The organism is Cohnella sp. (genome assembly GCF_041640265.1).
Classification (GTDB): Bacteria; Bacillota; Bacilli; order Paenibacillales; family Paenibacillaceae; genus Cohnella.
On record NZ_JBEQAP010000013.1, the window covers coordinates 93,904 to 120,615 of the forward strand.

At 46.6% G+C, this 26,712-nt stretch carries 31 protein-coding genes; 4 read left to right on the top strand and 27 right to left on the bottom strand.

The annotated features are described in order from the left end of the window. Positions 1-21 precede the first annotated feature (21 nt). The 9 genes from ACESLK_RS12205 to ACESLK_RS12245 form a co-directional block, all read right to left on the bottom strand. Entirely contained in the window at positions 22-1,008 is a 987-nt protein-coding gene (locus ACESLK_RS12205; protein ID WP_373229730.1) for an ABC transporter permease, read from the bottom strand. Next, positions 1,005-2,495, bottom strand: a complete 1,491-nt coding sequence (locus tag ACESLK_RS12210; protein WP_373229767.1) for a sugar ABC transporter ATP-binding protein — start codon at positions 2,493-2,495, stop codon at positions 1,005-1,007. Before ACESLK_RS12210 ends, ACESLK_RS12205 begins: the two co-directional genes overlap by 4 nt. A 143-nt stretch (positions 2,496-2,638) precedes the next feature. After that, entirely contained in the window at positions 2,639-3,778 is a 1,140-nt protein-coding gene (locus ACESLK_RS12215) for a sugar ABC transporter substrate-binding protein (RefSeq protein ID WP_373229731.1), read from the bottom strand. 348 nt (positions 3,779-4,126) lie between these two features. Next, positions 4,127-5,605 carry a stage IV sporulation protein A gene (spoIVA, locus tag ACESLK_RS12220; RefSeq protein WP_373229733.1) on the bottom strand — a complete coding sequence of 493 codons (1,479 nt, stop codon included), beginning with the start codon at positions 5,603-5,605 and terminating at the stop codon, positions 4,127-4,129. A 221-nt stretch (positions 5,606-5,826) separates the two neighbouring features. After that, positions 5,827-6,561 carry a hypothetical protein gene (locus ACESLK_RS12225; RefSeq protein WP_373229734.1) on the bottom strand — a complete coding sequence of 245 codons (735 nt, stop codon included), beginning with the start codon at positions 6,559-6,561 and terminating at the stop codon, positions 5,827-5,829. 22 nt (positions 6,562-6,583) lie between these two features. Then, complete coding sequence (locus ACESLK_RS12230; RefSeq protein WP_373229735.1) at positions 6,584-6,943, bottom strand: 2Fe-2S iron-sulfur cluster-binding protein; 360 nt, start codon at positions 6,941-6,943, stop codon at positions 6,584-6,586. Next, a complete protein-coding gene (locus ACESLK_RS12235; RefSeq protein WP_373229736.1) occupies positions 6,940-7,554 on the bottom strand; it encodes a nucleotidyltransferase domain-containing protein in 615 nt (204 codons plus the stop codon). Before ACESLK_RS12235 ends, ACESLK_RS12230 begins: the two co-directional genes overlap by 4 nt. 24 nt (positions 7,555-7,578) lie before the next feature. Continuing rightward, a complete protein-coding gene (locus tag ACESLK_RS12240) occupies positions 7,579-7,872 on the bottom strand; it encodes a 2Fe-2S iron-sulfur cluster-binding protein (protein ID WP_373229737.1) in 294 nt (97 codons plus the stop codon). Between the two features lie 24 nt (positions 7,873-7,896). After that, positions 7,897-8,109 (bottom strand): DUF2768 family protein, encoded by a 213-nt coding sequence (locus tag ACESLK_RS12245; RefSeq protein WP_373229738.1) that lies wholly within the window; start codon positions 8,107-8,109, stop codon positions 7,897-7,899. Positions 8,110-8,266: 157 nt separating this feature from the next. On the opposite strand from ACESLK_RS12245, the gene ACESLK_RS12250 reads away from it, so the two are divergent. Then, on the top strand, positions 8,267-8,725 hold the full coding sequence (locus tag ACESLK_RS12250) for a hypothetical protein (RefSeq protein ID WP_373229739.1): 459 nt from the start codon (positions 8,267-8,269) through the stop codon (positions 8,723-8,725). Between the two features lie 275 nt (positions 8,726-9,000). On the opposite strand, the gene ACESLK_RS12255 is transcribed toward ACESLK_RS12250, so the two are convergent. The 16 genes from ACESLK_RS12255 to ACESLK_RS12330 form a co-directional block, all read right to left on the bottom strand. Continuing rightward, positions 9,001-9,276 (bottom strand): stage VI sporulation protein F, encoded by a 276-nt coding sequence (locus tag ACESLK_RS12255; protein ID WP_373229740.1) that lies wholly within the window; start codon positions 9,274-9,276, stop codon positions 9,001-9,003. 60 nt (positions 9,277-9,336) lie between these two features. Beyond that, a complete protein-coding gene (locus ACESLK_RS12260; protein ID WP_373229741.1) occupies positions 9,337-10,398 on the bottom strand; it encodes an NAD(P)H-dependent glycerol-3-phosphate dehydrogenase in 1,062 nt (353 codons plus the stop codon). Beyond that, a complete protein-coding gene (gene plsY / locus ACESLK_RS12265) occupies positions 10,388-11,005 on the bottom strand; it encodes a glycerol-3-phosphate 1-O-acyltransferase PlsY (RefSeq protein WP_373229742.1) in 618 nt (205 codons plus the stop codon). The genes ACESLK_RS12260 and plsY overlap by 11 nt, the downstream gene beginning before the upstream one ends. A gap of 11 nt (positions 11,006-11,016) precedes the next feature. Continuing rightward, entirely contained in the window at positions 11,017-12,339 is a 1,323-nt protein-coding gene (gene der, locus ACESLK_RS12270) for a ribosome biogenesis GTPase Der (RefSeq protein ID WP_373229743.1), read from the bottom strand. A 74-nt stretch (positions 12,340-12,413) separates the two neighbouring features. Continuing rightward, complete coding sequence (locus ACESLK_RS12275; RefSeq protein ID WP_373229744.1) at positions 12,414-12,593, bottom strand: capping complex subunit for YIEGIA; 180 nt, start codon at positions 12,591-12,593, stop codon at positions 12,414-12,416. Further along, on the bottom strand, positions 12,586-13,506 hold the full coding sequence (locus tag ACESLK_RS12280) for a YIEGIA family protein (protein WP_373229745.1): 921 nt from the start codon (positions 13,504-13,506) through the stop codon (positions 12,586-12,588). Before ACESLK_RS12280 ends, ACESLK_RS12275 begins: the two co-directional genes overlap by 8 nt. Continuing rightward, a complete protein-coding gene (locus ACESLK_RS12285) occupies positions 13,503-14,123 on the bottom strand; it encodes a hypothetical protein (RefSeq protein ID WP_373229746.1) in 621 nt (206 codons plus the stop codon). The genes ACESLK_RS12280 and ACESLK_RS12285 overlap by 4 nt, the downstream gene beginning before the upstream one ends. A 128-nt stretch (positions 14,124-14,251) precedes the next feature. Next, positions 14,252-15,475, bottom strand: a complete 1,224-nt coding sequence (gene rpsA, locus ACESLK_RS12290) for a 30S ribosomal protein S1 (protein ID WP_373229747.1) — start codon at positions 15,473-15,475, stop codon at positions 14,252-14,254. 138 nt (positions 15,476-15,613) lie between these two features. Continuing rightward, positions 15,614-16,201 (bottom strand): lysophospholipid acyltransferase family protein, encoded by a 588-nt coding sequence (locus ACESLK_RS12295; protein ID WP_373229748.1) that lies wholly within the window; start codon positions 16,199-16,201, stop codon positions 15,614-15,616. Positions 16,202-16,204: 3 nt separating this feature from the next. Beyond that, positions 16,205-16,909 (bottom strand): (d)CMP kinase, encoded by a 705-nt coding sequence (gene cmk / locus ACESLK_RS12300; RefSeq protein WP_373229749.1) that lies wholly within the window; start codon positions 16,907-16,909, stop codon positions 16,205-16,207. A 131-nt stretch (positions 16,910-17,040) separates the two neighbouring features. Next, complete coding sequence (locus ACESLK_RS12305; RefSeq protein WP_373229750.1) at positions 17,041-17,244, bottom strand: DUF5359 family protein; 204 nt, start codon at positions 17,242-17,244, stop codon at positions 17,041-17,043. 36 nt (positions 17,245-17,280) lie between these two features. Beyond that, the gene (locus tag ACESLK_RS12310) at positions 17,281-17,940 is read right to left on the bottom strand and encodes a flagellar brake protein (protein ID WP_373229751.1); all 660 of its coding nucleotides are present in this window, start codon (positions 17,938-17,940) and stop codon (positions 17,281-17,283) included. Between the two features lie 141 nt (positions 17,941-18,081). Continuing rightward, positions 18,082-19,434, bottom strand: coding sequence for a germination protein YpeB (gene ypeB, locus ACESLK_RS12315; RefSeq protein ID WP_373229752.1), 1,353 nt, complete (start codon positions 19,432-19,434; stop codon positions 18,082-18,084). A gap of 351 nt (positions 19,435-19,785) precedes the next feature. Then, positions 19,786-20,481, bottom strand: coding sequence for a glutamic-type intramembrane protease PrsW (gene prsW / locus ACESLK_RS12320; RefSeq protein WP_373229753.1), 696 nt, complete (start codon positions 20,479-20,481; stop codon positions 19,786-19,788). Positions 20,482-20,602: 121 nt separating this feature from the next. Continuing rightward, complete coding sequence (locus ACESLK_RS12325; protein WP_373229755.1) at positions 20,603-21,202, bottom strand: genetic competence negative regulator; 600 nt, start codon at positions 21,200-21,202, stop codon at positions 20,603-20,605. A gap of 190 nt (positions 21,203-21,392) precedes the next feature. Next, on the bottom strand, positions 21,393-21,728 hold the full coding sequence (locus tag ACESLK_RS12330; RefSeq protein WP_373229756.1) for a hypothetical protein: 336 nt from the start codon (positions 21,726-21,728) through the stop codon (positions 21,393-21,395). A gap of 148 nt (positions 21,729-21,876) precedes the next feature. Between ACESLK_RS12330 and ACESLK_RS12335 the strand changes: the two genes are divergently transcribed. Beyond that, a complete protein-coding gene (locus ACESLK_RS12335) occupies positions 21,877-22,746 on the top strand; it encodes a polysaccharide deacetylase family protein (RefSeq protein ID WP_373229757.1) in 870 nt (289 codons plus the stop codon). 90 nt (positions 22,747-22,836) lie between these two features. Here ACESLK_RS12335 and ACESLK_RS12340 read toward each other — a convergent pair whose 3' ends face one another. Together ACESLK_RS12340 and ACESLK_RS12345 are read right to left on the bottom strand one after the other, a co-directional pair. After that, entirely contained in the window at positions 22,837-23,130 is a 294-nt protein-coding gene (locus tag ACESLK_RS12340; protein WP_373229758.1) for a hypothetical protein, read from the bottom strand. Continuing rightward, entirely contained in the window at positions 23,127-23,723 is a 597-nt protein-coding gene (locus ACESLK_RS12345) for a CPBP family intramembrane glutamic endopeptidase (protein WP_373229759.1), read from the bottom strand. The genes ACESLK_RS12340 and ACESLK_RS12345 overlap by 4 nt, the downstream gene beginning before the upstream one ends. Positions 23,724-23,817: 94 nt before the next feature. Between ACESLK_RS12345 and ACESLK_RS12350 the strand changes: the two genes are divergently transcribed. Continuing rightward, complete coding sequence (locus tag ACESLK_RS12350; protein WP_373229760.1) at positions 23,818-24,735, top strand: hypothetical protein; 918 nt, start codon at positions 23,818-23,820, stop codon at positions 24,733-24,735. A gap of 230 nt (positions 24,736-24,965) precedes the next feature. Then, positions 24,966-26,558, top strand: coding sequence for a phosphoglycerate dehydrogenase (gene serA / locus ACESLK_RS12355; RefSeq protein WP_373229761.1), 1,593 nt, complete (start codon positions 24,966-24,968; stop codon positions 26,556-26,558). Positions 26,559-26,712 lie beyond the last annotated feature (154 nt).

Below are 26,712 nucleotides of genomic sequence, written 5' to 3' on the forward strand. Positions count from 1 at the left end.
TACAAGATAATAGGCAGTAAGCTATGTTTTTCGACGGTTTAAGTGAATAAAGGTAACGGCGAGCGCCAGAACAAGAACAGAGCCTTTGATAATGTCCGTCGTATAATACTGTACATTCATCATCGTCAGTCCATTCACGAGCACCCCCATAAGTACGGCACCGAAGAAGGTACCGATAATATTAGGTCGTCCAGCAGCAAATACGGAATAGCCTACAAATACTGCAGCTACAGATTCCATTAGCATAGGTGCACCCGCATCGATTTGACCGGATCCAATTCGCGATGCGAACAGAATACCTCCAATTGACGCAAATACACCCGATGCGACATAAGCAAGAGTCCGAACGCGTTTAACTCGCAGACCGGACAGACGAGCAGCCTCCTCGTTACCCCCGGTCATAATTAATTGACGGCCCCAGCGTGTGTAATTGAAGAAGACATGCACGGCGATAACAGCCAACAACATGAGGATCACGGGAAATGGAACTCCGAATAGCTTACCCTGCCCGATCCATAGAAAATCCTTGTTCATCACGCCAGGGGCTGTAGAACCGTCTTGTAAAGGCATATTATTATAAATCGAATAACCTTTGGTGTAGGTCTTGTGAATCCCGTTCACAATGTACATTACCGCTAAGGTTGCTAGGAGATCCGGAATGCGGACCTTAACAATTAATAACGCATTGAGCAGACCAATAAGCGCACCTGCAACGAGCGGTATAATAAGAACAACAATTAAGGGCATTTCGTACCATACCATCAAGGTGGCGGTTAACACGGTAGACAAGGAAACTGTTGCACCGACAGATAGATCGAAACCGTCTATAGTTAAAGAGATGGTAAGGCCGATTGCAACGAAGGTTACGATTGAAATCGAACGCAGAATGTCTGTTAAGTTACTATAGGTGAAGAAATATTCGCTCTGGAATGAAAAGAACAGCACGACTAGACCAATAAAAACGAGCGCGCCGTATTTAAATGTAAAGGGCAGTAAAAGATTTTTCACACGAGTTCCTCCCGGCCTGCACTAGCGTAATACAGCAAATCCTCTTGAGTCGCTTCTCCGCGGGCAAATGATTTCACGATAACACCATCGCACATGACTAGAATGCGGTCAGCAAGGCCAAGAGCCTCCGCAAATTCGCAGGTGAGGTAGAGGATTCCCTTCCCTTGCTGCGCGAGCCTTCCGATAATCCGGAAGATATCACTTTTGGCACCAACATCGACACCTTTAGTAGGTTCATCGAAGAGAAATACATCCGCATCTGTTCCAAGCCATTTGCCGATCGCTACTTTTTGTTGATTTCCTCCACTTAGATAAGCGGTCAATTGAGTGACGGCAGTCGTTTTGATTCCTAGCTCTGATACTTTGCTTTTGGCATAGCCCCGTTCGGCTCCACCGGACAGAAATCCAAGCCTGCTAATCGATCTCAAGAGAGGCAAGCTTAAGTTATGAAGGACCGATTCCCTCACAAGAATGCCTTCCTTGCGCCGTTCCTCGGGAATAAGCGCTATGCCTGCTTGAACAGCATCTGAAGGTGTTTTAAACCTCACGGATCGACCCTTTACAGTTACTGTTCCATCTTGAAAAGCATCTGCTCCAAAAAGCACACGAGAAAGCTCTGTTTTTCCAGCGCCAACGAGACCCACAACAGCGACAATCTCTCCCCGCCTTAGCTCAAGGTCAACCCCTCGAACTCGGCTTCCAGCCACTAAGCCATGGACAGTCATTATAGACTCTCCTATAGCAGCAGGCAGCTTAGGAAACTCCTCCTCGAAGCTCTTGCCAAGCATTGCCTGCACAACGCTTGCAGCATCCATCTTCTCCGTGCTCTCGGTTACAACCCTTTGCCCATCTCTCATGATCGTAATTCGATCGGCAACCTGGAACACTTCAGGAAGACGGTGTGTGATGAAGATAACTCCTATTCCGGCCTCCTTGAGACCCTTCATAATTCCGAATAACTTGTCTGCCTCTTCCAAGCTAAGGGGAGCCGTCGGTTCGTCTAGAATGACAAATTTCGCCTCTTGGGCAAGTAGTCTAGCTATAAGTACAAGCTGCTTCTCCGATAAAGCCAAATCCCGAACAAGAGCACGAGGAGAGATCGACAAACCTAATTTCTTCAGTACCGTTTCCGCTTCCTGATGAAGTTTGCTCCACCGCAGTAAAGCTTCACCTTTGGAGGTAGCCAGCCGATCAAGAAATATGTTCTCAGAGACGCTGAGATGAGGAACGAGAGAAGTATCGACTTCTTGATATACGCAGTGGATTCCTGCAGCTTTGGCATCTGCGGGAGTTTTTAGAGAAAAGGAGTTGCCGGTAATCGCGATCATGCCTACATCCGCTTCATAAGCCCCTGACAAGATTTTCATCAATGTGCTTTTTCCAGCCCCGTTAGCTCCCAGCAAAGCGTGAATTTCTCCACCGCGCACATGCAAGTCGACATTCGTAAGAGCCGGCACACCAGCGAATGCCTTTGAGACATTTCGCATCGTTAACTCTTCAAATTTTGTTGACCGAGTCACTACCCAGCGTTCCCCTTTCCCTGTTCTGCAATATGGTAATTTGTATATGACAGCAGGAAACGGCGCGGTTAATATCCGCGCCGTAACTTACTGGTCTGCTTTGCTCTATTTTATTTCGCGCCTACCGAAACTTCAAGCTCTTTCAAGTATTCCGTGTTACCTAGCTCGCTGTTGCCCCATCCTTCAACATACTGGGAAAGCTCAGCTGTCGTGATGACCTTGTCTTTCGGAAGAGCGTCGCGGTGAACGAATACCGGCTCAAGCTGTACAACAGGGTCTGTAGTATCGCCATTCAGCTTTTGATACAAATACCTTACTTGAACTGTACCGATGCTCGTAGGATCTACCGCTGCCGAAGCAACCCATGGGCTGGTCGGATCTTGAATCATCTTCAAATCCTCATCGCTCAGATCGATGCCGTATAGCTTGATTTCATCGCGACCCGCTTGCTTGATTGCATTAGCAGCGCCTTTAGCGAATTCGTCCCATGATGCCCATACAGCCGTGATGTCGCCTTTGTTCGGATTCTGCTTCAAAATAGCTTCCAGCTTGTTTTGAGTATCAAGCTGCGGATTGCTTGCGTCACCGAAAGCAGCGATTTCTTTAATATCCGGATACTTCTCTAGGAAAGCTTTATATGAAACTTGACGGCTCTCCATAGGAGGGAAACCAGCAACCCATATCTTAACGATGTTTCCTTTGCCGCCTGCTTCTTCAGCAAGCTTCTCAAGCGTGAATTCAGCAAGCTGTTGATCGTTCTGAGCAAGGTTAGTCACACCTTCAAATGCGTTCAGGCCAGAATCGAAAGCAACAATTGGAATTCCAGCTGCTATTGCATTGTTAACACCATTCGTTAGAGCAGCTGCATCACCATGATCGATTAGGATTCCATCGAATTTCTGAGTAACGGCTGAATCCAAGTTAGCTGCAAGCTTACCCAGATCATTATCGGAAGCAAGTACTGTTACAGTACCGCCATATTTGGCAACCTGTTTCTTAACTCCATCAACGTACTGAGCGGAGAATGTACCTGTGTTGAATCGCATAACGAGTGCAATCTTCTTGCCTTTAAGTGATTCGATGGCTGCATTAGCTTCCGGTTCTGCTGATGCTGCTGCGGATGCAGTTGGAGATTCAAGAGCTGCAGGAGAGCCGCTTGCATTGTTGTTCTCTTTGTTGCCGCAGGCAGCAAGCACCAATACTAGAACTACTGTTAGTGCGAGCCATACGCTAGTTAATTTTTTTGACATTCTTTTTTGCCTCCCAAGTCTATCTATATATAATTGATAAAATTACTATAATGACTAATTCCGACTATGTCAATCGGTTTTATTTCAATAAAGGATATATTCTAGCTTTTTTAGTGTTTACTTACACAATTCACCCATCATTGTAGGCGATAAGTATAGCAATAACAATCATTTCGGCAATATGTTCATTATTTAGACTAAAAGTCACAGTGCATGCAAACGTCTTAAATCCCTCCTGAAACGGAGAAGGTTTAAACGGAAAACAGATGAGCGGAGAAGATCACCGCTCATCTGTTTTCCGACAATTATTAAATTAATATACCTTTGAGGTCGCCCTACCCAATGACCTTATAAGATAATAGCGATTAAGCCCCCTGAGCCTTCGTTAATAATGCGACCCAGAGTTTCTTGAAGCTTGTAACGGGCGTTATCCGGCATCATGGCGATCTTGCCTTGAATACCTTCTCGGACAATGGAATGCAAGGAGCGGCCGAAGATGTCCGATTCCCAAATCTTGATGGGGTCCTTCTCGAAATCCTGCATCAGATAACGAACGAGCTCTTCGCTCTGCTTCTCCGTTCCGATGATCGGCGCGAATTCGGACTCCACGTCAACACGAATCATGTGAATGGAAGGAGCTGTCGCCTTGAGCCTAACACCAAATCGAGACCCCTGGCGGATCAGCTCAGGCTCATCAAGTACCATCTCGGCAAGGGATGGAGCCGCAATGCCGTAACCGGTTGTCTTCACCATTTCAAGCGCTTCAGCGAAGCGATCGTATTCCCTCTTGGCATGAGAAAATTCCTGCATAAGCTGAAGCAGATGGTCTTTGCCGCGAATTTCAGTCCCTACAACTTCCATGAGGATTTTATCGTAAAGCTCATCCGGAGCATACAAATCAATTTCAGCGACGCCTTGACCCATATTCATGCCGCTGAGACCAGCTCGCGCAACAAAATCGTATTCCATAAACTGAGCAACGACCCGCTCCACATCACGCAGACGACGTATGTCTTTGACTGTCTCGCGAACTGAATTCTCGTAGCTCGCTCGGAGCCAATGCCCTTCACTAAGTACCATGACCCAGCTTGGAAGGTTGACGTTCACTTCATGCACAGGGAATTCATAGAGCACTTCCCTCAGCACGCCCATGACTTCTTCTTCCCCCATCGTCGCAGCGCTCACAGCCATAACAGGGATATCATATTTAGCGGCCAGCTCACCACGAAGCGCTTGGGCTTCTTCACCTTTGGGCCGGGCGGAGTTGACGATTAATACGAATGGCTTGCCGACTTCCTTTAACTCGTTTACGACCCGTTCCTCTGCATCGATGTAAGCGCTCCGCGGAATTTCCGAGATCGTACCGTCCGTCGTCACAACCACACCCAGTGTGGAATGCTCTTGAATGACTTTACGGGTACCAATCTCCGCCGCCTCTTGGAATGGAATCGGCTCCTCGAACCAAGGCGTAGTAATCATGCGCGGTCCGCCTTCGTCTTCGAAGCCCTTCGCTCCTTCAACGGTATATCCAACGCAATCTACAAGCCTGACATTCACTTCCAAACCTTCTGCTACTTTAAGCTGTACCGCATTATTGGGCACAAACTTCGGTTCTGTGGTCATGATCGTACGGCCCGCTGCGCTTTGCGGCAGCTCATCGATCGCACGTACACGATCCGCCTCAAGCGCGATATTAGGTAATACTACGGTTTCCATAAACCGTTTGATAAAGGTCGATTTGCCCGTACGGACGGCACCCACGACCCCGAGGTAGATATCACCGCCGGTGCGTTCGGCGATATCCTTGAAAATGTCCACTTTTTCCACTGAGATTCCCTCCCATCGTAATCGCGAAACCTTCGTGACCCGCCAGAAGGGCGGAACTCGTACACGAACTTGGACTGCTAACATTGTATGTGCGAACGTCTTATTTATGACGCTGCCCGTACAAAATGTTTGCCCTGCCGACGTACCCCCGCCGACGCTCCTGTTGTTTCCCCCATGATCATATGAAAAAAGAGAGACTCGTATGTCTCCCTTCTAATATTTTATTCAGTTGTAACTGCCTTAGGTTCACCGTTCACCCAGTGATAAACGGGGGAACGTACAGGAACGAAATAAGAAGCCTCAATTAACACTCTTCTTAAATCTTCGCCTTGCTGCGGCTGAATTTCCGACTTCTTGACCGCGGCAGCGATATCGATACCATAGTCAACAAGAACTTGTCCTTGGTTATTTATTAACAAATTTAAGGAATGTTTAGAGTATACGCTAATAATATCAGGCTCGCTTGCTCCTAACTTGCCGAAGTCGACGGTAGAAAAGCCTGGATAAATCTCATCACCCGATGGATTCTCGTTCAAGTGTTCGCTTCTATATTGATCGACCTTCTTTTGCACGCCCGCAATAGCTTGGAATACAACTAAGTCGAGAAGCTTCACAATTGGTTTCGTTTCCTCGTCGATGATTAGAAATTGATAAGACCCGCCATTTTCGAATGCCGCCGAAGGAATTTGAGAGATGAAGCTCATACGTTTTAGCTTGCCGAAGTCAACCTTATACTTCTCATAAAGGGGGACGTTCTCTTCGGCATTCTGAATGGGAAGAAGTCCCTGCTGCTCCCAATAACGATCTACCGCATCCTGAACCGTTAACACAGACTCTCTTGCTGAAACCTGGCTGCCCGGTGTTTGGTCATCCGGGTATAAGCAGCCTGTTAGCGATATCATAGTTATGGTCATCAAAAATAGACTTGCAACGCGAGAAAGCTTGCGCAAAAACATAGTTGAACCCCCTGGTCACCCATTATCTGAACCACTCATCCTCTTCCTGTTGCTCAGCCAGCTTTTTGCGTATTGCCGCCTTTAACGGATCCTCAGGAATGGATACGGCAACATTGCCTTGCGTCCTTGCTTGGCAAGAGAGTCGTACTCCCTCATCGAGCAAAGACCCTAGCTTACGCGCTTCAGCTTCCGTCGGCGGCTGCAGGAATTTCCCTTGATCCTTGGTTACATTCACCTTGCACATCAAACAACCGGCTACCCCGCCGCATCTTGTGCGAATGTTTACGCGTGCACGACGCGATGCATCCAGCAACGTCGTACCCGGTCTTACGGAAACACTGCGGTTCTCAGGCAAGAAAGTAACAAGATGTTGCGTCGTCAAGACGGCTCCTCCTCAGTAACATGGAATAAGTGGGAATCAGCCTGAGCCAGCCTTAGTGCCTTGTCCGACACGTCCGCAGCCAATTGGTTTCTCTGTAAAAGAGTGTGTAATAAAGCAAGTTGCTTACCCGGTTCCCGCGCTAGGAGCTGGCCAGCTATTTGAGCTCGATCCGTTCGTTCACGAAGTAAATTAAAGATCAGTTCGTGACCAAGAGGTACAATCGGAACGACATAACCTTGAATGTCAATCCAATCACTGCTTGGGTATAATACATCGTTAATCTCAGTCACATAGCTGGATTGCAACGCATTCACTCGAAAACCCCCGACTAGCTCTACAATGGTATCCCCCAAACGATAATGGGACAATATGGACTGATACCGCTCAGTTTCATTGTCTTCGGGCCCATCCAAAACATATTGGCGAAGCTTATTGTGTATAGGATACACTGAATCCCTGTCGGCATAGATATCTATGTCTCGTGGCGCACGATCCAGCTTTGCCCCTCTTATGGCTAAACCAGTACTGCCGCCTAACACCCATCGGGCTTTGCAGCTTTGCAGCGTTTCCGCTAAGCGTGCAAGTGCCAAAGCTGGAAAACCGCTTTGCATGCGGGTCACTTCCATTCCATGTGATCAGAAATAAGTCCGGTTAATCGCTTTAATATCCCCAGCTTTTGCTACGATTGCCTGACAACCAAGCCGATAGCCTGCATCCAGCTCTTCTGGGCCTAATCGCTCCCATTCAGCATCGCTTACTTCTGCGAGCAGCTCCGCTCCTTGCAAAATGCTGCATCTACACTTCGCGCAGGTTCCCCTTGAGCAATTGAACTGCCAGTCAATGGATGCCTGCATAGCGTGCTCGAGTAAGCTTAGTCCCATTTGGGGCTGTACGGTTTTTGTGAGAGTTCTTCCAGTTAAAGTAATCAAGCCCATGTCCTCCGTAGTCTTAGGTTACACAATGGCTAACATTCCACACACAATTCCGTAAATAAGCAAAACGATAGCGACAATTGTAAGAACAAGGCGAATCCAACCTTTTGTTTTACGTGCAAATGTAATTATTAGTGCCGCTAATACCATTAATCCAATACCGATGAAGGAAACCCACATCTTGTCCATCGCATCCAGCTTGGCCGCGGCGAACAGTTGTAACATCGTGTACATTAATGTATTCCTCCGTCTCCTATCGGCTATCAAATGCATAACATTATACCATTTGGGGATGAAGAAGACAAAATCAACTGGCGAGTTTGTAAGATAATGAAGGAAAATGTATTTAAATGTAGAACTATGTAATTTGGAAGGTATTTACTAAAAAGGAATGGGTGATCTTTTGGAAATCCAAGGACTGGAAACTAACTCCAATGTAGAACAACAGCAAACGCAAACATCAATTGGTAAAATTATTGCCGGCGGGTTTGCAGCTTCTTTGGTTGGAGCGGTTGTATGGGCATTAATTTCGTTTTACGGCGAGTATGAATTAGGTATATTAGCATCGGGAATTGGTGCCCTCGTTGGGGTAGCCGTTGCTTACATTGCCAAGAACAATGTTGAACAGACACATCAAGTTGTCGCTGTCATCTTCGGTTTATTCGGTGTAATTGCAGGAAAATATATCGCTTATTACCTTATGGTTAAGCAACTTGAGAATGAGATGGGTTTGGATATGCAAGGTTTGGTCAGCTTTAGCGACATGTTCGAAGCCATTGATATATTATGGATTGTTCTAGCCGCTGTGGCCGCTTGGTCGATTCCGCAAAAAATGGCCGGACGTGCCTGATATTTTATTTCTCTCACCTACAAAAAAGGAGATCCCCCTTTTTGATCTTTTGGCCTGGTCCTTAACAAAATCGATACTAAAAGGTGTGAATGTATCTCCTGTAGGAGCGAAGCGTTTGCTTTTTGAGAAAAGCGAATCTCCCAATAGGAGTCATTCCAAATTTTGGTTTTTCTCACTTGCAACCGGAAGGAGATACATCACACAAAAAACAACAATCGATTTAAGTGTTTAAACTTACAAGGCTGCCCAAAATCACTCAGGGGCAGCCTCCTTTTTCACTTCTTAATCATCATCTTAACCAACGACTCCAGATTGTTCAGGTTCATTCCGCTTTTCTTCACGGCACTGATGATTTCCTTCATAGTATCTTCCGATACCGGTACATTTGCCATCGCAGACACCTGTTTAATCAGCTGCTTGATCTGCGCTTCGTTTTGCAGCGTACTTGGTGTGACATTACTCGCTATTTTTTTGATGGAGTTCTCGGAAATGTTTTTTCCAGCTTTTTTGTTGACTGCGCCAAGTATATCCTTGGGAAAATTCTTGTCCATGCTTTCCCTCCTCCGGGTCTTTGCAATCATCCTATGAGGAGGGCAATTAAAGTGTTCGAATTACATTCCCGAATTATGGTTCAGCCATTTATCGCGGGAAGCCGAAGCGATTTCTTCGATCTCGTGCGTGCGTACACGACCCATAAGGGTACCTACTGCCTTTTCTGGGGAGAGCCCCTCGAACAGAACGGCGTAGAGTTGATCTGTAATGGGCATTTCTACGCCATAGTGTTCGGCCAGCACATGAGCAGCTTTTGTCGTCCTTACTCCTTCGACAACCATCCCCATGCGCTCTAGAACCTCTGTTAGAGGAAGACCTTGTGCAAGCATGGAGCCCGCTCGCCAGTTACGGCTATGCTGGCTAGTGCAGGTTACGATCAAATCCCCAACACCGGCGAGTCCGGCGAATGTTAGTGGATTAGCTCCCATAGCCGAACCTAATCGAGCAATTTCAGCAAGACCACGCGTAATCAAAGCTGCCTTGGCGTTATCACCAAAGCCAAGGCCATCGGATAATCCGGCACCAAGTGCTATAATATTCTTAATAGCTCCTGCTGTTTCAACTCCGATCACATCGGGGTTTGTGTAAACACGAAAATAAGCATCGTTAATGAATAAATCCTGTGCAGCCTCCGCGCACGAAGTCTCCTTCGAAGCCACTACAATGGTTGTCGGATGCCGATTGATGACTTCCTCCGCGTGGCTTGGACCAGATAAGACAACAATGTGTTGCTCCGGACGATTAAGCTCCTCTGCCAGAACCGTAGACATCCGTTTAAGAGTGTCCGTTTCAAAACCTTTAGTGGCGTGAATAACTAATGCATCGTTAGATATGTATAACGCAGCTTGACGCGCAACGTCTCTCATTGCAGAGGATGGCGCAACGAAAACCACAGCCTCCGCTTCGGAAACGGCTTCGGCCATATCCGTGGTAGCCGTAATTCCATCGGGCAATACAGCTCCAGGAAGAAATTTCTCATTTCGGCGTTCTTTGTTGATCTGGTCCGCCTGAGCGTTATTGCGCGTCCAAAGCTTAACCGCATTCCCATTATCCGCTAATACCCGCGCCAAAGCCGTCCCCCAGCTGCCTGCGACAAGGACGGTTACCTTCTTATGCGTCATGAGGCTCACCCTTTTTACTGCCGCCTAACTTGTTCTCGGTACCGTTTATGAGCTTCACTATGTTTCGCTTATGTCGAACGACAGCTAATAAAGCAACCGTCAACGCACCCCAAATGTAGGCAGCTTCCAGTCCGAATAAATAGAATAGAAACGGGAGTGCAATAGCGAAGATCATGGAGCCTAGCGAGACAAAACGAGTTAATGTGATAACAATAATGGCAATAATGCCAGCTATTAGAGTTGGGACAAACGCCCAAACCGCTAATGCGCCTATCGTTGTTGCAATCCCTTTGCCGCCTTTAAAGCGGAAATAAATCGGCCAATTGTGTCCAGCAATCGCTGCGAGCCCGCATCCTACGGGAACCCAGTCACTGCCGCCTCCGATCCAGCTTCCCAGCCACACTGCAACCGAACCCTTAGCGATATCGAGCAAAAACACCGCAATTGCGGGTCCTTTGCCAAGCACTCGCAAAGTGTTCGTCGCTCCGGCATTTCCGCTCCCGTGCTCGCGAATATCGATTTTACGCAACCAGCGAGCAAATAGGATGCTAAACGAAATTGAACCTAACAAATAACTAATCACGATCGTAATGATTGAATTAAGCACTCCTGACTCCCCTATTCTTGGTCCGACTTCTTGCGTGTAAATAAACGCAAAGGAGTACCTTCAAATTCGAAAGCCGCGCGAATTTTGTTTTCCAGATAACGTTCATAGGAAAAATGCATCAATTCGGGGTCGTTGACGAAAATGAGAATCGTAGGCGGCTTAACCGCTACCTGAGTGACATAATTAATGCGAAGTCTACGCCCTTTATCGGTAGGCGGCGGAGTGATCGCAACCGCGTCGGAAATGACATCGTTAAGTACATTTGTAGGGACCCTCAGTGCATGCTGCTCCGCTACTCGGTTAACAACCGGGAACAGCTTAGTTACCCGGTGCTTGGTTAAAGCAGACAGGAATAACACAGGAGCATATGACATGAACAGGAAATGATCGCGAATCGTGTTGGTGAAATGCTGCATCGTTTTGTCATGCTTTTCCACGACATCCCATTTATTAACAACGAAAATAGCCGCTTTGCCATTCTCATGCGCATAACCTGCTATATGCTTGTCCTGATCAATAATACCCTCTTCGCCATTAATGACAACGAGTATGACATCTGCGCGTTCTATAGCCTTCATTGCACGCATGACGCTATATTTTTCAGTTGTTTCGTACACTTTACCCCGCTTCCTCATTCCAGCGGTGTCGATGAGTACGTATTTCTGTCCATCCTTCTCGAACGGCGTATCGATTGCATCGCGAGTTGTTCCCGCTATAGGACTAACGATAACGCGTTCCTCGCCGAGAATCGCATTCACTAACGATGATTTGCCCACATTCGGGCGCCCGATCAGAGCAACCTTGATAATATCATCATCATATTCTTGCTCCTCGGTCTCAGGCAGCTTCTTAACCGCGGCATCAAGTAAATCACCGATTCCCATTCCATGCGCACCAGAGAGCGGTACAGGATCTCCGAAGCCAAGTGAATAGAACTCATAGATATCATCCATGCGGTTAAGGTTATCCACCTTGTTCACCGCCAGCACAATCGGTTTCTTAGAACGGAAAAGCATTTGTGCTACTTCTTCGTCCGCGTTCGTCACGCCAGCTTTCGCATCCACCATGAATATGATTACATCGGCTTCTTCGATGGCCAGCTCCGCTTGCGCTCGAACAGAACGAAGCAAGCTGTCTTCTCCCTCGAGTTCGATGCCTCCAGTATCAATAACGCTGAAAGATATTCCAATCCATTCACCAATGCCGTAGATCCGATCACGGGTAATCCCCGGTTTATCTTCGACAATAGCAAGCCGGTCGCCAATAATCCGGTTAAATATCGTGGATTTGCCCACATTAGGGCGTCCTACGATGGCGATAACGGGACGTGCCATATTTTTCCCACTCCTCGACTAAAAAACAATCACAATTTTTATCATATCAAAAATCCTAGCGCTTGGCTAACGATTTAGTGGCGGTCGACTATGATGAATAGATCTTCACTAACCTCATGCGCCGCGCAATCCATCACTTTCTCTAGAAGATGAGCAACCTTCTGCAGGTCCTCTCGATTTTTTGTATAGAAAATCGGAGACCCTCCGCCTATACTTTTCTCATCCGTCGTAACGACTCCAACAATTTTAGCCACGCTGTTTTCCCTCCGTGCTTTTACGATTAGCTTCAGTTGGCATCCTGACTGCCGCCTCGAGTAAGGGAACGTTAATCACAGCCTGATACGCTTTATCCGTGTCTTTTTCCCGCGGTAAAACCAGAAGCCCCAGATTACCGGTTTTGAGACCAAGCTTCCCAAGCGGCAGCAGGCCTGGATCGCCGTCATCCCTATATACGCCTAGTCTTGTCGAAATATCATGCAGAATCGCTTGCCGTTGTCCCAAATTGGCGATAGTTACTCTTGAATCATCATTTTTGGGTGTAAGAATAAAGCCAATACCCTGATCTTGAATGATCATTCGATTCTCATCCAAGCCTACGTTCATCATATAGACGTCCCCGACATATAAATTCGGACCATCTAACTTCAAAGGAACCATTTTTACATCCGCAATATGCGCAATCGTCTTCCCTCTCATAAACCTATGGACAACCAGCAACGACAGCAAGCCGCTCAATAAACCTGCCCACCAACCTACAACCATGACCGACAAGCTAGTCAGGAACGCAGCCAATATGGCCAAATAATTTCGCCCTTCGAACACGACAGCAATTCCCTCTATGTAAGCAGCTCCTCTTGGAACTAGCTCCAAATGATCAATAGCTGTTAACGTGCTGCGTTCCATATTGCGAACCTCGCGAAATTGTTGGGCTGCCAGCGCTAGAAAAGTAATCGCCGTATAGTCTTTATTGTATAGCGCGGGAACTGCGACTGCCCCCAACGCACCCGCGATTAATCCGAGTGCTAAGTGAATGATCTTTCCATGCGGATAAGCGGGATATTGTCTATAATCGGTTCGAAGCATCAATAACCTAGCGGCCATTCCAAAAGCAGTGCCCATAATTACACCTGTAAGATCCTTATTGGTAATGAGCCAATCCCCTATCATGAACGCTGTCCCCCTCTTCTCCAGCCCATTCTAAGCGCCCACCTTGTTGTTAAGCTCTTAATTGAAGTCATGGAAACCGACCATAATCTTGCGCAGAGAACGGCGATCCACCAACCCTTCACCCACTCCGAAGACTTACCTAAAGCCATCATATCCGAAGGAAGCAGAACTACGTCTGTAATTCCATCAATCAGAAAGAGAGAGATTGTAACAGCAATCAATTGTTCAGGTGCATTCCGAAGCAATAGCGCAGATAAACACCCTAGAACGATTGCCAATCCCCATGGCGATAAGAAATGCGATAATGCGAAAGGATAATAAGAAAGGCGGCCAAGCAACAAATAAATAGAACCTAGCAGCACACCCGCAGATAGGGCAGTCCATCTTCGAAGCGGTTGAATACGCCATGCTAAGGTAATAAATGCCGCCAACGTCCAAATCCATGCTCCATTCACCGTTAAGGTTGAACTTAACTTCATTTCCCATAATAAAGTGAAAGGCCAGCCCGCCAAGAATACCCCGACAGCCCAGTGAGGGATTCCTTCCGCAGCTTCTTCCCTCCAGCCGCTCCACCAAAGTACGGTCGCGGAGATCCACAGCATTACAGCGCTTAACACCGGTACCCCCCCCCCAATCTCCTTAGGGTTAGTATGCGCCGGAAGGAATAGTAAACATGCCCCCGAGTCGGATAAATGTGAAAAAGCGGCCTCCATAGTGGAGACCGCTAGACGAATGCTTTATATAATTACTTAAACTTACTCAGTTTGTCACCGAATTTCTCACCTAGGTTAAAGCTCATGCTCTCCGCAGGAGGAAGATTCGTTTCTTCTCTAGGAGCTCGAGGACCGCGAGGTTCGCGTTGTTCGCGCTCGGGACGTGCAGGCGCCTCTTCTGTTTCCTTAATGGAAAGAGAAATCCGTTTCTCTGCCGGGTTGAAGTCAAGAACCTTAGCTTTGACCTCTTGACCTTCTTTAAGCACTTCGAACGGAGTTGCGATGTGTCGATGCGCGATTTGCGAAATGTGTACCAGTCCTTCTACACCGGGAGCGATTTCAACGAATGCACCGAAGCTTACTAGACGTTTAACAACGCCGGTAACCACTTCGCCAATTGCAAATTGTCCTGCCGCAGAATCCCAAGGACCAGGCTGAGCAGCCTTAATGCTTAACGAGATTTTACCCAAGGAAGGATCAATTTTCAGAACCTTTACCTTTACGCTTTCACCTTCGGCTACAACATCCGATGGATGAGCAACATGTGTGTATGCCATCTCCGATACATGAACGAGACCATCAATTCCGCCGATATCTACGAATGCGCCGAACGGCGTCAGACGTTGAATCGTGCCTTCAAGTACTTGACCAGGCTGAAGATTGCTCATGATCGCTTGCTTTTGAACTTCATATTCAGCATCCAATACGTCTTTGGCAGAAAGAATGACCTTATTGTTCTCACGATCGATTTCTTTCACTTTAACCTTTAGCGTACGACCCTTGTAAGAGCTGAAATCTTCAACGAAATGACGTTCAACCATAGAAGCCGGGATAAATCCGCGAACTCCCACGTCAGCGACAAGACCGCCCTTAACGACGTCGGTAATGGTCACTTCAAACGCATCGCCATTTTCGAATTTCGATTGCAGATCATCCCACGCACGAGGGCTGTCGATTTGACGCTTAGAAAGCACCATCGACTCCTTAGCATCGTTGATACTAACAATCTTGGCTTCAACCTCTTGACCGATTTGTACGGCTTCAGAAGCGTTCTCCAGGTTCACGGAAGACAATTCGCGAAGCGGAATGACTCCGTCGTATTTGTATCCAAGGCTTACGTATGCTTGGTTATCCTCGATTTTGACTACCGTACCTTTCACGGTGTCGCCTTTTTTCAAGGTCACTACATTTTCTAGTGCGTCCTGCGTAACCTGCTCAGCGGCTGCTGTTTCCTGAACGTTGACTTCTTCAGACATGAAAATACCTCCTCGATTCTACCCCAACTTTATTTAAACCCGCTTCAAGCGGCGCCTAAATCTCATTTACCCAAAAAGACGAGAACCAAATAATACCTTTAGTATGAGGGATTCCTTATCGAAACATGCATCGATCTATTAGGATGCCGGTTTACCCGTTTCAAGCATTTCGCGAATGCGCGACATAATTAATTCAGTAGCCGCTTCCATGCTCTCCGATGTGCCTTCTTCAGCATAAGGTCTCATATCAATTGGTGCTCCATAGACTGCTATCATCTTACGGAATAGACGATAATCGCCAACGAGCGCAACTGGAACTACAAAAGCCTTGGCGCGAACTGCCATTGATACAGCACCGCGTTTGCCCATACCCAGAGATTCGTTGCGGGTGCCTTCCGGGAAAATACCCATCACTTGACCTTTCTGCAATAAGGTGATGGCCGTTCTAATTGCTTCCTTGCTTACCCCACCACGTTTAACGGGAAATGCTCCGACTCCTTTGATCAATGGACCGAACAGAGGAATGCGGAACAGCTCGGCTTTCGCCATATAATGAACTTTACGGGGCACCCAAGCCCCTAAAGTAATGGGATCTTGTAGACTCTTATGATTGCTGCATAGAATGACTGGTCCTTCGAGTGGAATATTCGATATCCCTCTCGCTTCAAGTCGATACAAAACAATAAAAAAAGTGCGTACGATGAACCTACAAAAAAGGTATAACATAATTTACTTCTCCTCCGCCAAAATGGTTCTTGCAACTGCAATTCCCCATTGTACGATTTCTTCCGCCACTTCGTCCACCGTTCGACCGGTAGAGTCAATTAGACGAGCGTCAGGAGCGCGCAGGAGAGGAGCAATTTCACGCTCTTCATCTAAACGGTCACGTTCTTTAATTTCTTGCTCTAGCTGATTCAACGAAATGCCTGCATCGGGGCCTAATTCCAAATAACGTCTTGTTGCTCTTTCCCTGGGCGTCGCTGTTAGGAAAATCTTCAGTTCAGCATCCGGCAGGACATGTGTTCCGATATCGCGGCCATCCATGACGACACCTTTCGATAGAGCCATCTGACGTTGAAGCTCAGCCATACGATAGCGAACGGTTTCGAGTCTTGCGATATAGGACACGCTGCGATTAATATCCAGCGTCCTAAGCCTTGAGCTGACATCTTCTCCGTTAACAAGCACGCGCTGAGCGTCAGTGCCTGGCAACAGTGTAATGTCTAATTCTTTAGCCAAGCGTCCGACTAGCTCATTATCTTCAGTCGATAAGCCTGCTTCAAGGGCCTTAAACGTAACTGCCCTATACATAGCTCCCGTATCCACATAAATATATTGGAGCGAGCTGGCAACCATGCGGGCAACAGTGCTCTTACCCGCACCTGCCGGCCCGTCAATTGCGATGTTTATTCGAGCTGTATGGGGAACATTCATGAGACAACAACTGGCCTCCTACATGAGAACAACAAGATGACAGAAGAAAAATAAGGCAGGAGAACCCTGCTTTGAATGAACAAAATTATACCACACGGCACACCGGGATGCAAAAACTGTACCGATGGGAGCTAGTGAGAGATATAATGAAACGGAACGCCTTCGGAGCTGTCAGTCGTCGTTAACAAATGTCTTGCAGAAGGAAATTGCAGAATAAGTTGGGCAATGCAAAGAAAGATAACGAGAATTACAATGACCCTTTTCAAAATTTTCTCTACTCGATCAGACCAAGCGGTGAAATCCGGTCTAGTACTGTTATCATCGTCTCGTTCCATCATAGACCTCCTGAGTAGTGCCTGATGCGCTTCGGGTTAAACTTTACGATTGTCCAATTGGCGCTCAAAGCAATAGCGAATTATTTTCTGTTGATCGGAATCTGCAATGTCCTGAAAGCGCATCATAATGAGGTGCTTGTCCGGCTCTATGGGCAGCACTCGGACAACCTCTCCTTCAAACTTTGAATGCGCGACGGACCCACTTTTATAACTTAGTAATAACCAACAGGTAATGACAAGGTTCGGAACAATAGGCCATTTACGTTCACACGTAAACGAAATTCCTCCTCCACCGACATCTTCTGTTATCGCTACGAACCGAAGCTTATCACCAACTTTCACAGCGAGCTCCAAATTCGCTTCAACCCGCAGGAAGCTTCGGCGTTGATCCTTTGTTATTTCCTCCAGCTGCGGCTTCCGAACAGCGACAAGTGTCACTGTCTCTTTACGAAAGCCTGTAACCGTACTCGCGAATTGAAGCTTAACCCCTTCTGAAGTAAAGAAATACAGCTGAAATTGCTCTCCGAGATGAGTTCGATAGTACTTTCGACTCTTCTCATCTAACGGAACTTCAATATAAATGTTGCCACTATCCATATCTGCCACGCGAGAGCGCAGAATTATTGCTGAGCCTCCCGTATTCTCGGATACGGTATTCGCTTGTATGTACATCGTTTGGTTAATTTTCGGCAGCACCGTTAACCCTCCACAGTTGCATGATCGGTATGTATTTCCATTAATCCTGTCTCATTATACCATGGGTCTTGAAGTTTGGGGAATGGAAACAGCTTCGCCCGATCCTTTATTGTCGGGCGAAGCGCGTCGCATTACAGCTGTTTACTGAATCGCCTTCGCAGACTCAGGGATTTGTTCGATGCTTTCTTCCAAACCGGTTTCGGCATTCATGAAAATCCGGTAATGGTGATCATTGATTTTACCTACGAATTCATGGCAGAGAACGGGTTTTCTCATATCGTTCTCAATAACGGTCAGAGAATAATCCTCGACTTTGAAATCGGTATTCAGTCCTAATTGGGCTTGTTGCTTACTTAGCTTAGGTTTACCTGGTGTAAGGAGCTTCTTCTCGAAGACGTGATCCGAGGCCTGAAGTCCCACAACCTCCCCATTATCTAACGCAACGCGTACCGTTACTTTGTCTTCGTAGATTTTCACATTATCAAGCGTCTGGACATAGGTGAAAACCGCGATATGGTTATACTCATCATAGTTGATTGGACTCATATTCTTATAGCCGTGCCTTATCAGAAACTGCGATGCTTTATTGCGTGCGGTATCGAAATTAAGCTTGCGGCTTTTGACGTCCCGGGGGTTCATGAACCATAAGAGATGTCCGCCCTTGCGTGTATAGTCCAACTGAATATTCGTTCCCTTCTGACCCTTAACGGTAACCGAATAGACGGGAAGATCTGTTTTCTTGCCAGCCTCATTTATATTAGCAGCTCCCGATGAAGCTTGTGACCCGAGAAATTCAATTGCTTTTTTCATAACCTCGTCAGCTGTCATATCCCTGCCCTCTAAAGCTGCGGATGACAGCTTCCTATCCGTTGACATTGCGGAAGGTCCCCAATCGTTCTCGGGATAGGCCCCCATTTGCTTATCAACCGCCTTGAAGCCGTCTATAATTGTATTGTCGTGCGGACTGTTCTCGCTAGCGATCGCGACCTCTACGTCCATCCAGCGCAGATGATTTGCAATTACTGCATCCTGGACCTTACCGATCTCTTGATTAACAGTGCCGGATGTTTGATACAGCGACTTCATGGTCTTCATCTCTTCGGGAGTGAGCGGCTGCTTGCTTAGATCACGCACAGCGGTACGGTAAGCGAAGTTAGAGATCCGGGATAGGAATTGCTCCGCTTTGTTGAATGGGAGGAGCGCTAGAGGCAACTGGTTAATCTCATTCTGAGCTTCGCTTGTCAATCGCCATACATTAACTAATCCCTTGCGCTGCATTCCTTGCGAAGTTGAAGAAACCGCCAAGGTCTGTCCTAACTCATCATGGAGCCGCCCCATGTGATGGCTTAATTCATGGAACGCACGTTGGTATTGATTCTCCGCCTTAATAAGTACGGAGTTCTTCTCCTGATGCTCCTGATACCCCCAAATAATGGCACCAACGAACAGAAGTGTGGCTATAGGGAACATGATAGAACTTAACCGAGCATACATGAAACGCCGACCCCTTTCATTCCCATACGGTATGCCGTTAGTGTGGGAATATGGTTCCAGCTTTATGCGTAAAAATAAAAACAAATTCTTCGCTCTTGTATGGCCGAATATGTCCTAAAACGCCAAAAAGCACCCTTCAATTCAGAAGAGAGCTTCTACCTCGATTTCGAAATCATCCGCGTTGCTGCATAAGCATTTTTTAAACCCGGTTTCTACGCGTCCTCGTTCCTTGCGACCCCGAAGGATAAATTTCTCGTTACACCTGTTGCATCTTATGGTGACTTTATGCCGATAAGACAACAGCCATCTCCCCTTTGCCGGTTATTACCACACCCAGTATAGACAGAGAGGTCAATATTTAATCTCTTCCTCCCTTTTCAGGAGACGGAAAGGGGAGACGGAATTCGCCCTATTCACGTAACGCATTCCCCTGAACCACAGGATAAGCATGAAAGGGACGACTAGCCATATCCAGGTAGACGGTACGGTAAGCAGCATGAAATCATAGATTCCGTGCCATAAGATGGGTAATAAGAGCGATAACCATAAATGGAACTTGATTTGGGAGCCGCTTGAAAACTTAGCCCGTCCCAGAGAATAACCCATATATACTCCGAATAAAGCATGTCCCGACACCGGAAGAAGCGCGCGCATCATTAATGTACCGAAGGTTGCCGGCTGGAGAAAGGCATAAAGTACATTCTCCAAGGTAGCAAAACCAAGCGAAACGGCCACGGCATAAACAATCCCATCATACGGCTCATCAAACTCCGTATGGTTATAAATAATATGGTAAAGAACAAACCACTTGAAAAACTCCTCGACACCTGCTGATATAACAAAGGAGAAAGTAATAGGCGAATCTCCCCACATGATCATTAAACCGCGTTGAACGATCATGATCGGAAGAACGATCAAGACCCCGGTTAGGAACATTTTCAATACCATGTGGAGCGGTTCGGCGTCGTAACGATCCTTCCAATAGAAATAAGCAAGCAACGCGATACCAGGTGCGATCGAGCCCGCCAAAACCGAGACCCACAGCATTTCCTGTTCCCTCCCTTCCTACCTCCATTATAACAGCAAAACAACGGCCATAAAAAAAGAACATTTTGCGAAATGTAGCTTTTCTCGCAAAATATTCTTTGATGGCCGTTCTGAAAAGCTGTTAATCTTTGAAATTGTCAGCCAATACCTTGACCGCGTTAGACGCTATGATCAACTTGCCATATTCTTCCAATACGGCCGGTGTTGTAGATGTCGCTTCCCCGTACTCCGCAAGAACAGCGATTAGGGCATGGTAGCTAGTGCTTTCAAGGCCAGCCGGATCGAAACAGAGCAACCACTGGTTCTGATAACGATACATTCTTCCTTCATCCGTCAGATGTCCTGATAACGTCTTGGCGGCGCCGATAGCGTCTTCAATGTCCCTGAACCGATATATAATGGCTTCGCTTTGTTCAAGCGTAACTTCCAATTCATAGACTTCTTCTTCGTCATCAGTGGCAGAATCCGCATCTCGTTCGAGTTTCCCTCTGGTGACAATGACGACCATTCCTTGTGCGGGCATCGCGAATACTTCGACTGCAAGCGGTCCTGAAGCATCGAATCCAAGTTCATTATATGCTTGATCCATCATTTCGCTGAAAAGCTCATGTACCTTGGGAATCTCGCGCCACATATCTTCCTTCTGGATCCCGCGCTCAGTCAAATCGTCGAACGTGAGGAAAATACGAATCTTGTCTTGGCTAAGCCGCTCCATCCTCATGACAGGATCCTCCTTCTGTGGGTGATAACAGCTTATGATTACGCATATAATGCGTGAATGAAACATTTCTTGAGAATATGTTATCACTTCTCCCACTGAAATGCACTAGGGAAAACCCTCGATAAATAAAAAAACGGCACCATTCCCCCATTATAACAAGGGAATAGCGCCTGTTTTTTCTGAGCTTATCTTAGATTCGTTGTTCCCCATTCTGCTCTAAAATCGAGTTGATTTCCTTCGAAACACTTGGGTCCTGGTAGGCCAGCTTCTCAACCTCTTCCAACCCCTTATTATGGGATTGGGTCATTTTAGGTGTGCTCTTACCGATATCGGACAACCGAGTGAAGCTGCTGGCGAATTTCATGTTTAGCGCTTTTTCGATGGCATCATCTTTCACGTTGTTCATACGCTGCATCACGTTGTTTCCCAAGCCTGCTACCAAGGTAGACATCATTTGATTACGTTGAATCATCATGACTATAGCAGCCCCTGCTATTCCACCGATTACGAAAGTTCCAATTCTCATTTTGCCACCTCCTTATTAATGTTAGTTTGACCGAGTAAGCCAAGGTCATTCTCATCAAATTAAGGAAGCGATTCTCATGTCGAAATATAGGGAGATTATGATACAATTTAACAAGCACCATGAATGTCTTAACGGAGGGAAACTTAACATGAATCGACGTGTCATTTTATTTTCGACAACCGTACTCTTATTGGGTATTGTTGCCTGCAGCAACAATACTGTACCAAACAGCTCTATTGCTCCATCTGTTACACCAACCGAGTCAGCCCCTGCAGTCTCTTCGGCTTCACCGTCTGCAACTCCTCTTCCACCCAGTCCTGCTGCCACAGAGAAAGCTGCACCTAATGAAGGCTCTAAAGAAACCGAGATTGTGAAGACGTACCGAATGAACAAGGCTTATCGTATCGTACCCATCGATATGGAAAGGACTGAAAGCAAGGTCGTTCTGCTCACCTTTGATGACGGTCCCAAAGATAAGGAAATCCTTGCTCCTATGCTGGACGCACTGGACAAACACAACGCCAAAGCGATCTTCTTCGTGAACGGCTACCGAGTGAAAGCAAATCCTGAGCTTCTGAAGGAATTAGACCATCGCAAGCAGGTAATCGGCAATCATTCCTGGGATCACATCGAGTTAAAAAAAGAAAATGAACAATCCGTCAAAGAACAGATTGAGAAGGTACAATCCCTTGTGAAAGAATTGACAGGCAAGACTCCGGTTTTCTTCCGACCTCCCTTTGCCTCTGCCAATGACTCTGTCCGCATGATTGCCAAAGATAATGGTCTGCTGTTCATGACCTGGTCCAACGGTTCACTGGATTGGGATCTGAACAAAGTCGCTATGGACAAAAGACCGCAAGCCGTCATCGATAATGTGATGGAGCAGCTTCACGAGGGAAGCAACATCCTCATGCATGAGCTTCCTTGGACTGCAGAAGCCCTGGATAATCTGTTAACGCAGATAGAACAGAAGGGCTACTCCTTTGTAGATCCTAATGCGATCGATACAGAGCTTTAATCGTCCCCGAGAGGAATAAACAATAGAGGCTGCTTCCCGTCCAATGGACGAGAGACAGCCTCTTGTATAGGATCGGGCAATGAGCAAATGCTACCCGTTAAATTCACGTCCCCACCAAACAAGTCCAATGACGAGTCCTGAGAACATGAAAACGAGCATTAAATAGTACCAACGGGATAACTGCCTGCGCCTCACGGGATGAACGACAGATCGCGGCGGCATACCGATCTCAGGTAATCCCGAACTTGCAGCGGTCTGTGCAATCGCAGCCTCCAGCTCCTCCAAGCTTAAAGCTGCATGCTCCTCTTTGGGTATGCCGAAAACATGGTGCTTCGCCTCTAGGTATTTGCTCCATACCAATGAAGGAATTTCGTCCTCTTTCATTTCTCTTCCCTCCGGAAACGAATGATGAATCCCATAATCAGATCAATCAGGAAATGAGCCAGGATTGGAGCCCAAAGTGTTCCCGTCTGTATCATAATCCAGCCTAAACCATAGCTGATCGAAAATACCAGCCCCGTCGGAATCCAATGACGCAAATAACGAACATGGATCGCCGCAAAAATAATACTAGTCCAATAAGGACCTATCGCGAACTGAAGGGCACCCCGGAATAATAATTCTTCACAGATGCTTACAACAAAAGAAATAACGATAATATGCCATATGGGACGATTGCGGAATATTCTATCGTTTACACCGCCATCATCTGCCGCTTCATCCGGAACATATCGAGATATCCCTAAATCAATCAATAATACTAAAGCCGCGAATCCAGCACCCCATAGTGCAAAATTACTGTTCATAGGCAGAATTAACAATTCAAATACATTTCTACCCTGCAATAAGACCCACACGATTCCGATAATAAGAGTAAGAGCTTGTGTTGCATATAAATTCGTTAGCAGCATCTTATCTGTCAATTGATCAACGGTTACTTGGCGAATCTTTATCTTACGAATGTCGAATTTTCTCATGATCCCTCGAATTATGCGAATTTTTGTATATTCAAACGTGTTGATTTTTTCTATACTAGGACTACCAACTAACTATCCTCTAAAGGAGCAACCGATGGAAAAGCGTCTTAATAGATCCGATCTTATGTTTTCACTAGCATTCATACTTATGCTTATCATCGCGGTAGGAGCTTTCTTTTACGGTGTGCAAGTGGGCTCGGAGCGAGTCGAATCCCAGTATGTATCTGAATCTCCGTTATCCATCTCTAGTGCTTCACCGAGCGCTTACCAGCAGCAAGATCTCGTTTCCTTCTATCATACCGTATTTTTACCGTATCGTGAATTTCAAATCGATTGGTTTGCCGCCCAGAATAAGTGGCTGGCTGATCCTACTGCCGATCGCTCCGCTTCATTGAAGGAATTGTCTAAGTCTGCCCAGCAGAAATATGAATCAATCAAGGGTGCAAATGTATCCCAAATTTCAACAAAGCTGACGGATGCTCAGACAAGCTATCTGAAAAGCCTCAAGCTTTTCAAGGAAAGCTTCTCCTCATTAGCTGCAACAGCCAATGAGGGAACTGTTGACATGGCCCTAGACAAAATGCAAGCCGACCCTTTCTTTAAGGAAGCACGATTGCATTCACTTACAGCTCAAGACGAATATTATAGCTCCATGCTCTTTTGGGCAGAGTCTGTCAACTCGGATATTCCTGGAAATTACGAAAGTCCGGAAATTCTGAGCACAACGAAATGGAAAGCCCTCCCACTAATCGTAAAAATCAAAGTCACCTCCGATTACTTGTCAGAGCAGCTTATTCTTTCTGATTTTATGCCGCATGATTTAACTGCTCGAATTGATCAATTTATCACATCCGGCCAGGCGGACAAAAGAAAAGTTAAAAGCTTCAGTGCCATTGCTGAACTATTAACGAGCACAGAAGCGGTAAGGAACGGAGATTTCATTCAGTTGAAGTCACGCTTTTACGAGCATGAACAACTTCCGCAATTGCCTTTTTTCTTTACTGATAAATAAGCGATTCAATCATTTCGTATAACGAAGGTTATTTTGTCGTACTTTCGCCATTGCAATTGTCTGCCCCATTGCTATAAAATAGGAAAGTCAATTGGAACCGGACGATTTGTGTGCGAAGCGCTCGAAGAAAAGAAGTGACCTTGCGGAGTCACCCTCTACGCACCGTTCGTCCGCTCTATGCGGAGAACGGCGGTTGAGGGTGTTTTCTATATATCGAAGGAGGGTTTCCCATGTTTAAAGTTTTGGTATCGGATCCGATTAGTGATTTGGGCATCTCACTGCTAGTCGAGGCTTCCGACATCGCAATCGACAAAAAGACAGGTTTGAGCGAGGATGAGCTTGTCGCCATTATTGGTGAATATGATGCACTGCTTGTACGCAGTCAAACTCGCGTTACGGAACGAATTATGACTGCAGGCAAGCAATTGAAAGTCATTGGGCGTGCGGGCGTCGGTGTCGACAATATTGATCTTGAAGCGGCCACGAAACGCGGGATTATTGTTATTAACGCACCAGACGGAAATACGATTACAACCTGCGAGCATACTTTCGCGATGATGATGGCTGTAGCTCGCCATATTCCCCAAGCTTATGCGAAAACAGTTGCCGGCGTATGGGACCGCAAGTCTTTTGTCGGAGTAGAGCTGCGTAACAAAGTGCTGGGTGTCCTCGGTATGGGACGTATTGGAAGTGAGGTTGCCGCTCGCGCGAAAGCTTTCGGAATGACCGTATTTGGTTACGATCCATTCTTAACAGAGGAACGGGCTGAGAAAATGGGTGTACGCAAAGCTTCCGTTGAGGATATTATCCGTGAGGCTGATTTTATAACCGTGCATACCCCGCTTACTCCGGAAACTCGTCATATGATCGGCAAAGATCAATTCGCTGTCATTAAAAAAGGAGTTCGGATCGTTAACTGTGCACGCGGCGGTATTATCGATGAGCTGGCGCTTGTAGAAGCGATTGACGCAGGACAAGTTGAAGGCGCTGCGTTCGACGTATTCGAGGAGGAGCCTCCTGCAGCGGATCATCCTTTCTTGAAGCACCCTAAGATTATTGTTACTCCTCATTTAGGAGCATCTACGATTGAAGCACAAGAAAACGTTGCTATTGACGTCTCGGAACAATTACTGCACATCTTGCGTGGTGAGCCATTTAAGAATGCTGTTAATATGCCTCCGGTTGCAGCAGATGTCCTCTCTAAGCTAGAGCCTTACTTCTCGCTTGGCAAGAAGCTGGGAAGCTTCGCCGCGCAGGTTGCTGAAGGACCTGTGAAAGAAATCGCCGTAAGCTATGCCGGTGATTTGGCCGATGTGGATACACAACCTCTTACCCGCCATATTGTTGAGGGAGTGCTCGCATACCATCTTGGATCTGACCAGGTCAATGTGGTTAACGCGATGCATCTTGCCAAAACTCGCGAGGTTAACATCGTAGTTACCAAAACCCATACAACCAAAGGCTTTACGAATCAAGTCAGCGTCACACTTCGAACAGACAAAGAAGAACGTCTTGTAGCAGGCACATTATTGAACGGCTTCGGTCCAAGAATTACGCAGGTAGATAAGTTTCCCGTTGATGTCGAGCCGAGCGGCCACATCCTTCTTATCTCTCATCATGATAAGCCGGGAATCATCGGTCGCGTAGGAACACTTCTCGGAACGAATGAAATCAACATCGCATCGATGCAGGTTGGACGGAAAATCGTCGGCGGCGCTGCTATCATGATGCTTGGTGTTGATAAAGGTGTTACGAAGCAGGTTCTGGGCGAGCTGACTGCCCTCCCTGACTTAAACAACGCTAAGGAAGTTCATTTGTACTAAGTATATCGGAACATGAGACAGAAAAAATGGTGGTGCAGTTATTCCTGCACCACCAGGCTGTCGAGAAAGTCTCGACAGCTTTTATTATGTCCAATTAATTTAATGCGACACCGCGTTAATATGGTATAATATAACTAAACTTATACCGAACGGA